Here is a 12,853-nt window from a genome sequence, read left to right on the forward strand (position 1 = left end):
AACAGGCAAAGAAAGCGTGCTGAAAAGGTACGCTTTACAGAATTGAAAAGGAGGCAACACATGAGTGTGATATTAGAAACCAAGCAGCTTTGTAAGTTTTATGGCGCAGGTGAGAATCAGGTCAAAGCGGTCAATCAGGTGGACATTCAGATTGAGCAGGGAGAATTTGTCGCAATTGTTGGAAAGTCAGGTTCCGGTAAAAGTACATTACTTCATATGCTTGGAGGGCTTGATACCCCGACAAAAGGCAGTGTTACTTTAGCAGGGAAAGATTTATACAGGATGAAGGAAGATGCCCTTGCTGTTTTCCGCAGAAGAAAAATCGGATTTGTTTTTCAGGCATTTAATCTGGTTTCATCTGTTAATGTCTGGGAAAATATTGTACTGCCACTGGGGCTGGATGGAAGAAAAGTGGATGAAGCGTATGTAAATGATATTATTGCAACTCTGGGGATTGAAAACCGGATTTATAATCTGCCAAATCAGTTATCCGGAGGACAGCAGCAGAGAGTAGCAATTGCAAGAGCACTGGTGAATCGTCCGGAAATTATATTTGCAGATGAGCCGACAGGAAATCTTGATTCTAAGACCAGTGATGAGGTAATCGCTCTGCTTAAGATGACAGCAAAAAAATATGGACAGACAATTGTAATGATTACCCATGATGACGAAATTGCACAGGTCGCTGACCGTATTCTGGTGATTGAGGACGGACAGGTGGTGGATTTCAGATGAAGACAATAAGCAGGATTGCATATAGCAATGACAAAAGGAACAGGACAAGAAGTATACTGATCATGATGGCAATCTGTCTGACCACGATGCTGCTTGTTATCATCAGTACTGTGGGAAATGGGGTAATTCATTTACAGAAAAGTCAGGCGGCAGGATCATATGGAAGCAATTATGGTCTGTTTGTTTCCGCAGACGGATCGCAGTTAAAAGAAGTAAACCGCCGTGCGGAAATAGATGCTACAGGCACTATGTGCACCGAAGGTATCATAAAAGGCAATGAAAAAGGCGGGTTTGTCTGCATGGATGAGACTGCAAGAAAAATGCTTCCTTATAATAAAGAATATGAGTTGAAGGAAGGAAAGTATCCGGAAAAAATGCAGGAAATTGCCGCAGGAAGAGCATTTTTTCGTGCAATGGGGTATGGTGATGTAAAGATCGGAGATACGGTTACACTGGATTACCGCGCAGGGATGCAGTCAGAATATAAGCCGGAAGAATTTGTTGTCAGCGGAATCCTATATGATCGGGATAAGTATACCATCGAGGCATCTTATGTTGCTTTCGGGTCACAGGAGTTTTATGATGAGCACGTCGCAGAGAATGACAGACAGTATAATATTTATTTTACTTTAAATGATTCTGCAAATGTATCTATGAATAATATTGATTCGGTTATAAAGCAGATTGCAGCAGCTTGTGGGATCGAAGAAAAAAACGTTATAGTCAATGATCTCTATTTGCAATGGGTCTTGCAGCCGAGTTATGAAACGATTGCGGTATGCGGGGTTTTGATTTTTGCAATTGTACTTTTCTCTGTTGTGGTCATTTATAATATTTTTCAGGTTGGTATTGCCAACAAGATACAGGAGTATGGAAAAATCAAGGCTCTGGGAGCGACAAAAAAGCAGATGAAACAACTGATCTTCAGAGAGGGTATGTTTTTGACAATTTCTTCAATACCAGTTGGATTGCTTCTTGGTTTTCTGATTGCAAAATGCGGTTTTAACTGGCTGGTAGAACAGGGAAAACTTGTATCAACCGGAACTGGCTCTATGGGAGTCCAAAATCAGCAGATGCCACTGTTTTCCCTGCCTGTTATGCTTCTATGTATTTTCGTGTCATTTTTTACCGTTGCTTTGGCGCTGCGTAAACCAATGAAAATTGTTTCACGGATTTCACCTATCGAAGCAACACGGTATTTAGAAAATGCAGAAACACACAAAAAAGGAAAACGAAATGGCAGAAAAAATGTCACCGTGTTTTCTATGGCAATGGCAAATATAACGGGTAATCCAAAAAGAACCATTGGTACCATCCTCACACTGGGGCTTTCCTGCGCATTGTTTGTGATTATCTCTAATTATGTAGGAAATATTGATACGGAGCATGAAGCACGTCTTTCCGTTAATCATGGACAATTTGAACTGCAGCTTGACTATTCTGCTGAGTACGATGAAAGATATCCGGAGAATAATCTGGATACGATTCTGACGGATAATCCATTGAATGATTCAATGATTGAAGAAATCAAAAGCATTCCAGGAGTGACAGATGTCATGACGAGAGAGATTGTCTCTGTAAATCTGAACGGAACAAGATTTCCGGCTGATATTGTGAGTAAAAATGATTTTGATTTTATGCGCCAAGACGGGGATATTGGCTCTATGGACTATGATCAGGCGGTAAAGAATGGTGAAATTTTCTTTGGTTGGTTGATGTGGATGGAACAAGATGGATATGCTCCGGGTGAATCCATTGCATTTGACTTTGAGAATGGAAGTGAAACCTATACCTATCAGGGAAAGATTGCAGGATCCTTTGTAAGCGCGGACACTTATCTTGTCATTCCGGAAGGTGTATACCGTTCCATGAATCCGAGGGGAACAGCCTATGGCTATCTGTGGGTGGACTGTGATAAAAAAGATGTTGCATCTGTGGAACAGAGTCTGAATACTTTGATTTCTAATACTTCGCATATAAAAATGGATACCTATCATGCACAGTTACAATCTGCAGAATTCACAGCTCGCATGATGAAGCTTGGCTGTTATCTGTTTATGGCGGTTGTAGGACTCATCGGTTTTATGAATATGGCAAACACCATAATCATGAATATTACGACAAAAAAGCAGGAATATGGTGTATTACAGGCTGTGGGTATGACAAATAAACAATTAAATTTATGTCTGCAGTTACAGGGAATGATGTTTACGGTTGGTACCATATGCGTAGCTTTGATCATTGGTCTGCCGCTCGGCTATGCACTTTTTTCCTATGCAAAACATAATGGAATATTTGGAATGAATATCTATCATGTTCCAATCGTACCAATTTTTATTATGATTTTTTTGGTCGGTCTGTTGCAGATTGTACTTTCCTGCGTTTTAAGCAGTAATCTGAAAAAAGAAACGCTGGTAGAAAGAATAAGGTATCAGGGATAGCACCTACCCACATCTGTAAATTGCCCTCAAGATATAATCTCGCATATTCAAGTGGTTCATCGACTGCAAGTGAAGTCAATGCACAGTCTGATCCGGGTGTGGTTTTTAAATCCTTTTCGGCTTCCCAGCAGTCAATGCGAAGCATATAGCCAACATTTGTATAAATGTCAATGCTGTTTCGTTGTGGATTGTATTCTGCAAATATTGTTCTCATCGTATCCCATCTCCTTATCATTTAATCAATCATTAGTAGCAAAAATTAAGAAGCATTTCAATCAGTCCACCATGTCACTTTTATTTTATGTTATACTGTTTTATATAATTTTTTTGCCCTTGTATTTGCCCTTATCAGAGTTCATAAACACTGATGGGACGATATAACACAAGGGAAAAAATAAGGGAAAGCTCACCTGCGACAAATCCAGTGTTTTCAAGGGTTTGCGGAGAATTTAATAACAAAATATAACAGTTATTAAATCTCTTAAAACAGGTGAAATCTCAATCGGAATTTGAAGAGGTAGTTAAGATGAAAGACGGAAAACACCCAAACCCCAATACAATCCATCCAATTGCAGGGTATGATAAAGAAATATATGTGAAGCCGACGATTACAAATCCGAATATTATTGTCGGGGACTTTACTTATATTGCCGATTCGGATTTTGAAAGTCATGTTTCACACTTATACGAGTGGAATGATGACAAACTCATCATCGGAAAGTTCTGTCAAATCGCCGCCGGAGTTGAGTTTGTGATGAACGGTGCAAACCATCAGATGAACGCCGTCTCTACATTCCCGTTCTATACCTTGGAGGGATGGGAAATGTCGCCGCCTGCAAAGACGGATCTGCCATTAAAAGGAGATACCGTTATCGAAAATGATGTTTGGATCGGGCAAAATTCGGTAATCCTTCCCGGCGTTCACATTGGAGATGGTGCAATCATTGGTGCAAACAGCGTTGTGGGAAGTGATGTTCCACCATATACGAAGGTCGTTGGGAATCCTGCAAGAGCAATTCAAAAACGCTTTGACGATGAACTGATTGAATTGCTGCTGAGATTCAAGTGGTGGGATAGGAGCATTGACGAAATCAACCGGCTGATTCCAATCTTGACTTGCAGTGATTTGGATAAAGTGAAAGCTGAAATCAAAAAGCAATTAGGCTGACAAATTCTAGTTTGCAATACCTAAATCCTAGAAAAGGAGACCTGCCGATGTGCGCACAAAAGCTATCGTTCGATTATGCACACATCTTGCACACTGTGCGTATCGTTCATAATGCACATAGTGTTCATCGTTCACGAGTACAAAAGGGGAAATCGTGTGATTGTATCAATTTTGTAAGGGCAACCGATCCTGCGTGTGGTATGGGTGGTTTCTTGCTTGCAGCTTATGAGCATATGAAGAGACAGAGCAAGGATATTGAAAAGCAGAAGTTCCTTAAGAATCATGCTTTATTTGGAGCAGATAATACTGCACTTGTAGTAACACTTGCATCAATGAATCTTTACTTACATGATATCGGTGTAAACAAGAGCCCTATTGCATATCAGGATTCTCTTATTGATACATCAGATAAGATGTACAAGGTGATACTAGCGAATCCACCATTTGGAACAAGACCTCAAGGAAGTGTGGAGGTTGCAGCTAATAGACCTGAGTTTGTAAAAACATCCGATAATAAGGTTAACTTCTTACAGCATATCATGTCTATTGTAAAAACAGGTGGACGTGTTGGTGTAGTTCTTCCGGATAGTGTACTTACAGATACTGGTGCAACAGCACAGGTAAGAGAAAAGCTTTTGAAGGACTTTAATCTTCACACCATACTAAGAAAAACTTGGAGGATACTATGAAACAGGCGATTGTAAATTTTTGCAAGTCAACGGATACGGGATTGTTCTTGCTAGATATGCCGACCGGCTTCGGAAAAACATATAGTGTACTTGAGTTTATGGTCGACTATTATGATTCGCCGGAATTCAAGGATAAGAAGATTTTTTTTGTTACAACTCTTAAGAAAAATTTGCCGGATAAGGAGTTGCGTGAACATTTTGCAAAGCGCGGTAAAGCAGATGATTATGATAAATATTGTTTGCGAATAGAAGCTAATGCAGATATGGTTGTAGAAAAATTGGATGAGTTATATCGTGCCAGAAAAATTCCAGCAGCAATCACTATGAAACAAGAATTTAAGGATTTACATGGTTCAGTAAAACTATTAAACGAATACAGAGATAAAAAACGTGAATTAAAAGGAACCAGTAAGGACATTATAAATGTTTTATGCAAGAACGCAGAGGATGCAATTCGTAAGCAGCAGGAAGGTGCCTTTCGTAAGGTGATAGAAAGCGAGCTGAAGCAGTTCAGAACACCAAAGGAAAAGTTAAAGAATATCGCTAATAATCCGGAATATCATTGGATAGGAGAATTGTATCCGGCGGTATATACGAGAGCGAAGCGAATATTTTTTATGTCAATGGATAAGTTTTTCTTGGGAAACACTACTATTATTGAACCTACATATAGCTTTTACAATAATGATATTACAAAAAATGCAATTATTTTTATAGATGAGTTTGATGCAACAAGAGACAGGTTACTTAATCAGATCATAACAAGAGGCTTAGAAAATCATATTGATTATTTAGGTCTGTTTCATCGTGTATATGCATCTTTGAAGACGAGAGATTTTCCGGCAGAGCTTACTACTGCATCGAAGTTACAACAAGTATATCTTGATGAACAAAAAAACGCGAAAAATCCTATGGAAATTATAGAAGGATTTGGTGGTGTGTTTGATGAAACATATAACCGTTTTGCGATGCAATATAGCTTCAAAACAGAAGAAGATGGTAAGGGCGATAGAAGTCGTAATTTTATTTTCAATGACTTACAGTTTCATTCGGTATTTGAGGGAGAAAATGCTTTTATTGATATAGATACCGATATGAAGGCAAAACAGAACTGGTTGCGTTTTACAAAAAGAAGACCAACAGAGAAAGATGGTGGCGTATTAAGTTTGCTTGCCAGTGTTAAAGGCTGCTTGACTTATTTTCAGAACGGAGCTAGAAATCTTTCGTTTAATTATAAGCATCATAAGGATGAGGATAAAAGGTCGGGTGACGATGATTATACGTTTGAAAATGCAATTGAGTCAGTGCTGACAGAGTTTCATTTATCAAGAGAACAGATAAGGTATTTGAAGCCTATCGTAATGGGAGGCCAGGTAAAGTCGAAGAAAGATAAAAAAGACAGCAATGGAAAAATGTCGTTAAAGTATTTTGACCGCTCTGTCTATAATAGGGGATTTCGCTATTATGATTTTATAGATGATCCTAATCACAGTATGCGTTCGGAGATTCAATTATTTGATTTTCAGGATTCGCCAGAACGTATTTTACTTCACTTGTCTGAAAAGGCTCAAATTATAGGTATTTCAGCTACCGCAACACTTGAAACGGTTGTTGGCAATTATGACTTAGAATATCTTCAAAGGATGTTGCAGGATAAATATTATGTGATGCCAGAAGCAGATAGGTGTAGATTACAGGAGTCATTTCAAACTTTTGTTGCAAACTATGATAAAGTAAATATTCATGTGGAGCCAGTTTCTTATAATGCGGATGATAGAGTTGAATTATCAGAGATATTTAACGGAAACGAAGCACTTATAAAGAAGTATGCGGAAAAATTATCAATATCATTTGAGCGCGTTGAATATGCAAAGAATAACTTTATTCGTGTTGTAAAGGTAATGAAGGCATTTATCTTAAATGATTCGGTTAAATCCTTCTTGTGTCTTAATAATAAATTGCCGCAGGAGAATAAGGGGCTTTTTGATATTAAATTATTAGAGGAATTCGCAGACGCTATTATTAAGCTTTATGGTATCAAGGGATTAAAAGGTAAAGACTTGTTATACAGTATAAATAGTGAAGATTATGATGCTAAGCGTGCGGAGTTTATACAGAGATTGTCAAAGGGAGAAAAACTCTTTGTTATATCTTCCTATAATACAGTTGGTGCGGGACAAAATTTGCAATATAAAGCACCGGGGAATGCTACTATTGTAGCAGTTAATGATTACGATAGAGGAGATATGGAAAAGGATTTCGATTGCATATATCTTGAGAAGCCGACGAATCTTCTGGTGAATGTGGATAGCAAAAAGGGAATTGAAGCTGAAGATTTAATTCGTTTTGTATATCAGATGGAATTCTTGATGGAAAGAGGCGAAGTTTCTCGTAAAGATGGGATTGCAGTAATTAAAGATGCATTTATATGCTTCAGTGGTGGATATACTTTTTCGGGAAAAAAGGGAGAACCATATAAAACAGATTCTGTAAATAATTTTGCGATTCGAACATTAATACAGGCAGTAGGAAGAATATGTAGAACTGGTCTTAAGAATCCGGATATATATATTTATGTGGATAATACCATTTTAACAGATTACGATTTGTCTGTTGTGGAGCAACGAATGTTGAATCCTGAATTTGCAGAATTAGTTAAAGTGGGTAAAACATATTATAATGGTCAGGCAAATGAAAATTCGGATATTGCCGTAATGGAAAATCGTGCCGGAACATTAGCACTGAAGGCAATGCAGATTATAAATGAGCTGAAGCGCAATTGGACTGAGGATAGTATAGATTATTGGAAAGCATTGCGTGAGCTATGCCTTATGAGGCCTACACTAAGCAGAAAAAACGTAGAACAGAATTCGCAATATCAGCTTGTATATATGTGTGCGCCGGGAGAAATTACAGCTTATTCTTATGAGCAAGAAGGAGACTATAATAAAAATATAAATATCAAGTTTGACGGTAGTCTTCCACGAAAGATGTCAGAGGATGAGGTGCATTTGAAAGAGATTATGCAAATCCCAGGAGTGAAAGCATTGTTTGAAAAGCATGGATATGCAACGAGCTTTGTTCCTAGTGAGTTTATATTGACGCCACCTATGTTTAATAATATTTATAAAGGTGCCTTAGGCGAAGTTGTTGGTAAATATATTTTAGAACAATATGCAGGAGTAACGTTGCAGGAAATGCCACCGGAGTTTTTTGAATTGTTTGATTATACCCTAGGTAATGGCGTGTATGTTGATTTCAAGTTATGGAAAGAAACCATGTTAATATCTGCGGAAGAAGAAAAGAAAAACGTCCTGGAAAAGCTAGATAAGTGTGGAGGAAAGAGAGCGGTAATAATCAATATTATGCTTGATCACAATATGCAGATTACGTCTAGTGATAATGGTAGAATTATTGAGATACCATATTTATATCGGTTGGATAGAAAAGAAATAGGAACAGAAATCATAGCAAAAATAAATCGGGAGGGATATTTGCAATGAGTATAAAGAAACTTTATTCGAATGAACTCCTGGCTTCGTTTGAATATTCCAACATTGACAAAGATTATGATTTTTATTATGTTACAACATCGGATAAATATATAAAAGGTGGAGCTACTTTTCTAGATATTGATGATATAAAGATATCAGCTCTGCAATTTGAAAGCGGAAAGAGTTTTTGGGTTATGCTTCCTAAAAACGCTATTTCCAGAGCTGAGTTTGTACGTTTGTTGAATGCAAAAGAGGATGGAGATAGTTTGTCTATAAAATCTATGACAAGTAGCAGTATACCGGAGTATTTGTTGACACAATTGTTTTTGAATGCGCTAACGAGTCCGGTTGATGAAATGATATCTTTTAATAATCTGTCAGGGAAATTATTATGTTTTCGACCTGCATGGTTGAATAAGGATAAGGAGAATTTTATTTGGGGTATGCAGTGCCTTGAGGTGAAAATCGGAGATGATATGTGTGTAAAATTGGTAGCACATAGGTTGACATCACTGGCACTTAAAAAGCAAATGAAATTTGAAAAAAGAAAGTTACAGGATTTTCCGCAATATGAGTTTAGTTATAACAATAATACTTTAAAACGAGTATCTAATGAAAATAAAGACCGTAGAGAAAACTTTATTATAAAACCCGTAGATGGTGAAAGGGGTAGCATTACATTCTTTGACTTTACGGATTATGAAACGTTTTCATGTACCAAGATGGGTGTTTTATATGATATTTTGAATGCCTTACATGATGAATTTGGTAAGTATATTCGCGTTAAATTTAAACAATATAGTATTGACGAAGTTTTGGAATATAAGCGTGCGTCATTGGAGTTATATAAGGATATTGTTAAAAAGGAAGTTTTGAATTCTGGAATTAATATAGTGGATGCTGTACACACTGAAACTTCTGAAGATTATTTGCAGGATGTAGCGGATGGTATTAATAAAATTATTCCAGAGGCAAAATGCAGCGTTGGTAAAAGATTATCAAAGAAGAAGCTTAACGTACGATATATACATGATAAATCCTTCTATTCAGATTCGGAAGTGGACCCGCATCAAGAAAGCATGGAGGATTATGTTGTTCAGCATATTACAGTAGAGAATTTTAAACACCAATCATCAGCGGCAGTTTATAATATTCTGAAAGAGCTTGTAATTAAAAAGGACATTGCTATTGGTAAAATTACATTGGTGGATTGGAGTCAATACGGATATAAAGCAGACTGGTTATTTGGTGTAGTTGTAGACGGTACATATTACTTCATGACCATTCATCCGGACGGTTCATTTAAAATTGAAGCATTGAAACGAAATCTTTTTACCATGACAGAGTATGATAAATACATGGATTATTTCGGTTTGAATGAAGAGAATAAAAATGATTATAGAGGTGTTATAGGTTTAGTAAAAGATGCAGAGGGTAATATTAATCTTATAAAGGATACCAATATGTATTCTATGCCTGATTATACTGCGATGGGTGATGTGCTTAAGAATGTAGCTAGTGAAGGTAGATTTCCAGGAAAAGACGTAGTAACTTGGCTTCGTCTAGTAATGGATACAACAGATAAAATAAAAGTACACGCAGAATTGGATATAGTTATCCCGCATATCGACGTGAATGCAGAATACACGAAAGCCAATGTAATGGGATTATTCAAAGGAATTACAACAAAGAAAGAAGTTGTGCGCTATGTTTTTGAGAATACCGGTATTATGCTATATGCCTACCTGCGTGGAGAAGAAGAGAGACGCGAGTATCTTTCCGGAAATATAGACATTAATTATTTTGATTATGATGATACGCATGCAAAATATTCAGTTGGTGAAATTGGTAATGGAATGAAATACACAATTGAGAGAGCCAGCGTAGTGCGTGAGATACAGGCGGTAGAAGGCAGTAAGTTAATTTTTAAGAAAGTGTTGCCACTTATGGGAGTAGAGTTTGTAAGGTATGGAATGTTAACGGTTGTTCCGTTTCCGTTTAAGTATTTAAGGGAATATATTGTGAAAGAAGAAAAGAGCGTATAAACAATGAAGGTCACTAGCGCAGTACTAGCGGCCTTCTTCGTTTTTACGCTTGGTATAATCGCTGGATTTTTGTATACGGTAAATAGTTAGTACCGTGCTTTTCACCTAAAACCATGAGATAATCCCTTTGTAAAACTAAAAGTTTTTTAAAGGAGGATCTTATGGATAAGATCACACGTCAGGTCCGCATTGAACATTGGACCCAGATCATGAATGAATGTTTGAACAGCGGTATGAATAAAACTGAATGGTGCCGGGCTAATGGGATCTCAGACAAACAATTCTTTTACTGGCAAAGGATTCTCAGAAAAGAAGCTTTTGCTGCTTCGACATCAAAGGACCTTTCGGTTATCACAGACCCGGCAGATGAAACCAGCCCACAAAAGATTTCGTTCGCAGAGATCAGCATTCCAATAAAACAGGAGTCTGTCAGAAATGGATTCCATCCGGATATCATCCTCCGAAAAGGACCGGTCTCTGTAGAGATATCCAATTCCGTTTCAGCAGAACTCCTGTCACGTATCGGAGATATCTTTCATGCTGAATGATGCTTCCGGGTTCCGCAGGATCTATCTCGCTACCGGCTACACAGATCTGAGACGTGGTATGGAGGGGCTTGCATCCATTATCAAGTTCAATTTTCAGCTGGATCCGTATCAAAAAGATATTCTGTTCCTGTTCTGCGGAAGACGTACTGACCGCATCAAAGGGCTGGTCTGGGAAGGCGACGGCTTCCTGCTTCTATACAAAAGACTGGAGTTGGGTGCATTCAACTGGCCCCGCACAAAAGAAGAAGCATTGGAGATCACCCCAGAGCAGTACCAATATCTCATGCAGGGACTGGAAATTGTTGCACGCCATCCGATCCAGGAAGTCAGACCGGATAAGATCTTATAAGATCCTGTGCAAAACAGAGAAAATAAAAAAACATCTTCCAATCATCATAAGTCCCGAAAAAGAGTTATCCACTTTTCATAATTCCGCTGCCTTCATTTATTCAGGAGTACTTTCAGGCCCCTTTACAGGGCTTGTGGATAAGTACTCTGAAAAGCCCGAAAAACTAATAGTTTTTTGAGTTTTTCAGAGTATTCATCTATTAGTAAAAATGACGAATACCCTGTCTGCCTGATTCGCTTTTTCTTTATCTTTGCGTTACAATAGGAACATCAGATAAAGGAGAACGGCATCCATGGCAAAAGTATATACAGAAGAAGTGGACATTGAAAGAGTAAAAGTGGACATTAAGAGTGGAGAAGTGGACATTGAAAGCACAAAAGTGGACATTCGAAATAAATTACTTTCTTTCTCAGATACGATTTCAGAAAAAACAATAAATCATACAGTAGAAATATTTTCAAAATGTGGAAAAGAAAATTGTTTCGGAAGAACGATAGTTGAAGAAATTACTGGATTAAAGCCATCAAGAGCTTCCAAGTTAATAAAACTGTTGGTTGATAGTGAGGTAATCGTACTTGTAACAGGACATGGAAAAGGAAAATATCGGTTTCAATAAAAGTGAACATTGAAAGGGTGTTAATGCCATTCGCAAAAATGCCCAAAACAAATCGGCGTACTGATATATTACCAAATATGGTAGCAGTATTTAGAATAATTTTGTATTATAAAAGTGTTACAAAATATCGGCGTACCCGCCACACGTTTACAAAGTCAAACGGTCTGTACGCCATGTCTTAACCTTATGATTGCAGATATTAGCAACCTGTCAAAGGGTGTAAAAACTCAGTAACTATGCGGGTTCGCGTACTGTTAAAGCAGTGAAAAACGACACCGCATGTGGAGACGGTAGTACTGCTTTCCCACAAAAAGCCAGACGGACATATCAACGTAAAAGTTGAGTTTGGCGAGGGTGAGGGAAAAGTTCCACTTGATAATATTGCTAAAAGAGCGGAAAGCTATAAGCCCAAAGAACGAGTGACCTACAAAATGATAAAGGAGTACATAGAAGCTAAATACGGCTTCAAAGTACATACCGCATATATTGCAGAGGTAAAGAGAGATTTAGGCTTGCCGATGTACGATGCTCCTAATGCGGTAGAGAAATTGAAACAGCCGAGGAAGCATCCAACTCCAGAGAAGGTTGAAGCAATAAAGGATGCATTGAAGCATTTTGAAGTGATTTAATAATGATGAGCGTATCATTAAAATAGTGGTACGCTTTTCTTTAAAATATTTGGGAAGCAATATATAAGTGCTGAATATGCTTGAAAGGAGCATTCCTGTAATTCATTAAAAGCGCCAATTGAATAAAAAAGAACCTCAA

General features: G+C 37.8%; 10 protein-coding genes and 1 pseudogene. 10 read left to right on the forward strand and 1 reads right to left on the reverse strand.

The genetic code is table 11. The features are described 5' to 3' along the window. Positions 1–60 precede the first annotated feature (60 nt). Positions 61–735 carry an ABC transporter ATP-binding protein gene (locus LI091_RS12480; RefSeq protein WP_006426335.1) on the forward strand — a complete coding sequence of 225 codons (675 nt, stop codon included), beginning with the start codon at positions 61–63 and terminating at the stop codon, positions 733–735. Continuing rightward, on the forward strand, positions 732–3,176 hold the full coding sequence (locus LI091_RS12485; RefSeq protein WP_110103427.1) for an ABC transporter permease: 2,445 nt from the start codon (positions 732–734) through the stop codon (positions 3,174–3,176). The genes LI091_RS12480 and LI091_RS12485 overlap by 4 nt, the downstream gene beginning before the upstream one ends. Here LI091_RS12485 and LI091_RS12490 read toward each other — a convergent pair. Continuing rightward, on the reverse strand, positions 3,073–3,390 hold the full coding sequence (locus tag LI091_RS12490) for a DUF6061 family protein (protein ID WP_227574206.1): 318 nt from the start codon (positions 3,388–3,390) through the stop codon (positions 3,073–3,075). The two genes, LI091_RS12485 and LI091_RS12490, sit on opposite strands and share 104 nt — an antisense overlap. A 312-nt stretch (positions 3,391–3,702) precedes the next feature. Here LI091_RS12490 and LI091_RS12495 point away from each other — a divergent pair, with 312 nt between their 5' ends. The 8 genes and pseudogenes from LI091_RS12495 to LI091_RS12530 all read left to right on the forward strand — a co-directional run. Then, on the forward strand, positions 3,703–4,344 hold the full coding sequence (locus LI091_RS12495; protein WP_055166451.1) for a CatB-related O-acetyltransferase: 642 nt from the start codon (positions 3,703–3,705) through the stop codon (positions 4,342–4,344). Between the two features lie 47 nt (positions 4,345–4,391). Next, positions 4,392–5,033: an HsdM family class I SAM-dependent methyltransferase gene (locus tag LI091_RS12500; protein ID WP_265191204.1), complete on the forward strand. Its 642-nt coding sequence runs from the start codon at positions 4,392–4,394 to the stop codon at positions 5,031–5,033. Beyond that, entirely contained in the window at positions 5,030–8,536 is a 3,507-nt protein-coding gene (locus tag LI091_RS12505) for a hypothetical protein (RefSeq protein ID WP_110103425.1), read from the forward strand. The genes LI091_RS12500 and LI091_RS12505 overlap by 4 nt, the downstream gene beginning before the upstream one ends. After that, positions 8,533–10,572 carry a hypothetical protein gene (locus tag LI091_RS12510; protein ID WP_118609022.1) on the forward strand — a complete coding sequence of 680 codons (2,040 nt, stop codon included), beginning with the start codon at positions 8,533–8,535 and terminating at the stop codon, positions 10,570–10,572. Before LI091_RS12505 ends, LI091_RS12510 begins: the two co-directional genes overlap by 4 nt. 161 nt (positions 10,573–10,733) lie before the next feature. Next, positions 10,734–11,120, forward strand: coding sequence for an IS66 family insertion sequence element accessory protein TnpA (gene tnpA, locus LI091_RS12515; RefSeq protein ID WP_059085448.1), 387 nt, complete (start codon positions 10,734–10,736; stop codon positions 11,118–11,120). Beyond that, complete coding sequence (gene tnpB, locus LI091_RS12520) at positions 11,110–11,469, forward strand: IS66 family insertion sequence element accessory protein TnpB (protein ID WP_015524382.1); 360 nt, start codon at positions 11,110–11,112, stop codon at positions 11,467–11,469. Before tnpA ends, tnpB begins: the two co-directional genes overlap by 11 nt. A gap of 292 nt (positions 11,470–11,761) precedes the next feature. Next, entirely contained in the window at positions 11,762–12,085 is a 324-nt protein-coding gene (locus LI091_RS12525) for a hypothetical protein (RefSeq protein WP_173746127.1), read from the forward strand. 272 nt (positions 12,086–12,357) lie between these two features. After that, positions 12,358–12,714 (forward strand): annotated as a pseudogene (locus tag LI091_RS12530) (23S rRNA (uracil-5-)-methyltransferase RumA); the annotation flags it as partial. Positions 12,715–12,853 lie beyond the last annotated feature (139 nt).

It is taken from the genome of Blautia sp. MSK20_18, assembly GCF_020553125.1.
GTDB classification, from domain to species: Bacteria; Bacillota; Clostridia; order Lachnospirales; family Lachnospiraceae; genus Blautia_A; species Blautia_A fusiformis.